Source organism: Dietzia aerolata, assembly GCF_014144865.1.
Lineage (GTDB): Bacteria > Actinomycetota > Actinomycetes > Mycobacteriales > Mycobacteriaceae > Dietzia > Dietzia aerolata.
In genome coordinates this window covers 1-1,970 of record NZ_JAALDM010000338.1, presented here as the reverse complement: position 1 = coordinate 1,970, position 1,970 = coordinate 1, and the positions used below count along the sequence as shown (strand labels likewise).

Sequence of the window (1,970 nt, the reverse complement as noted above, 5' to 3'; positions counted from 1 at the left end):
CCCACCGCGATCCGGGCTGACGTGGGGTGCCGGCCGGTGCCGTCGGCCCCGACCACGGTGGCGAGTCCGACGACGACGAGGCCCACCCCCGCGAGCGTGACGATCACCGGCAGGGCCAGAGGAAGCAGTATCAGCGCGGCGCCGAGTGCGACCGCCGCCAGCGCCGCCGACGCGCCCACCACGGTCGGGACGCGGCCCCGATCCTCCGCTCCGGCTCCGGCTCCGAGAGTTCTCATCCCGCCACGTCGTGGAGGTGGTGTTCGACGTCGTGGACGATGTACTGGCACAGCGTGGCGACGGTGAACACGTACCCGTCACCCCGACGACCGGTGCGCTGCCAGTCCGCGCCCGCAACCGGATCGAGGATCTGCCGGGTCCGGGCGGTGTCACGCGCCAACTGTTCGGCGAGCGGACCGGGGTCGGCCCGCCAGTACTCGTGCTCCCGGACCGCGGCCTCGCCGTCGAAGTCCGCATAGGTGGGGTTGTCGCCTCCGAGCATCGCCTCGAGCCGGTCGCCCAACACCTCGACGAGATCCCGACAGTGGCCGGCGTACTCCAGCGGCGACCACACCCGCGCAGCAGGCCGTTGCCCCACGTCCGGGCGGGCCAACACCTCGGCCCACCGCTCGGCCGCGACGGCCAGCCGGTCACCGGTACCCGGCGGGTCGTGTGGCTGGTAACCACATTCCTCGCATCCCCCGTCGAGCACGGTGGTCCAGTCACGGGTGTCGGGCATGCCGGGTTCCGGTGCGGAGTCCATGACCCCACCTAATCACCCGGACGGTGGGGCCGTGGCCGGTTCACCCGGTGAGCGGATACCTAGCGAAGCAGCCGTGGTCGGTCGAGACCGCGAGCCCGGTTCCGGTGAAGGCGCAACCACCGTGGGCCACCATGTGTTCGACCTCCACCGATGCGAGAACCTCGAGGGAGCCGGCGTCCACCACCGTGATCCGCCGATCGGTGGTGAGCACCGCCACCCGGGTGCGGTCGCGGTCCATCGCGACGTCCGCCACCGCCGTCCCGGACGTCCCGTCCGCTCCGGTGGGCACCGGCACGTGCTCCCCGGTCGCGACGGTGTACCGGGCGGGTCCGGTGTAGGGACCCGAGGTGAACAGGCGCCCGTCCTCGGTGAGCCACAGCTCGTCGGTCAGCTCCGACCGCCGCTTGGCCACCGCGCTCTCCGCGCCGGACGCCAGATCCGCCACGTACACCGTGGTCGCGTCCGTGCACCAGGCCACCCCGGTGGTGGACACGGCCAGGGCCAGCATCGGGGTGTGCCCCTCCCACTCGCCGGCCTCGAGGCCGCGTCGCCACAGCTCACGACCGCTGGACAGGTCGGTCACCACGCCGTCCCGACCGTCGAACCACACCGCGTTGTGGCCCGCGAGGCGGAGGGAACCGCCGAGGGTGAAGCGCACGTCCGTGACGTCCACCACCGCGCCGGTGGCCGGATCCACGCGCTGGACCCGGCCGTCGAGGTCGACATAGACGTCCCCGTCGTGCCAGCTGAGCGACCGGACGAGCCGGTCGCCGTCGAGCTCGGCGACCTCGGTGAGGGCCCCGTCAGGTCCGATGAGTCGGAGGCGGTTGACCCCGCCGAGGTGCGACACGGCGAAGAACAAGTCGTCGCCCCCTGCCGCGCAGAGCGCGGCCCGCCCGAGCCAGCCGACCCCTTTGCCGGCGTGGCGCAGCATCGAGGGCGTCCCCGGGAGGGCATCGGGATCGTGGTGGACGTATCCGGATCTCAGTCTGGTCCACGTGTCCGCGGCCAATTTCTCCGCAGCTGCCGGAGCCGAGCCGCAGTCCTTCGTGCGCTCCCTGCCGCCGGTCGCACTGTAGAACACCGACCCGTCGACCCGTGCGGTCCACGACGTGCCGGTCACAGGGTCCGTCAGCATCCTCACGCAGCCATCATGCCCCGAGATGCCGTGCGTTGCCGTCGTCCTCGCGGCCCCGGCGAACCCTGCGTC

Annotated in this window: 2 protein-coding genes and 1 pseudogene; all 3 read right to left on the bottom strand. The window is 72.4% G+C overall.

Annotation, left to right across the window (positions count from 1 at the left end; all coding sequences use genetic code 11):
* A pseudogene (locus G6016_RS16780) lies at nt 1-236 on the bottom strand (hypothetical protein); the annotation flags it as partial.
* Nucleotides 233-760: a DinB family protein gene (locus G6016_RS16775; protein WP_182633730.1), complete on the bottom strand. Its 528-nt coding sequence runs from the start codon at nt 758-760 to the stop codon at nt 233-235. The gene G6016_RS16775 and the pseudogene G6016_RS16780, both read right to left, overlap by 4 nt.
* A 40-nt stretch (nt 761-800) precedes the next feature.
* On the bottom strand, nt 801-1,970 hold a 1,170-nt coding region (locus G6016_RS16770; RefSeq protein ID WP_206682334.1), incomplete at its 5' end, for a WD40 repeat domain-containing protein.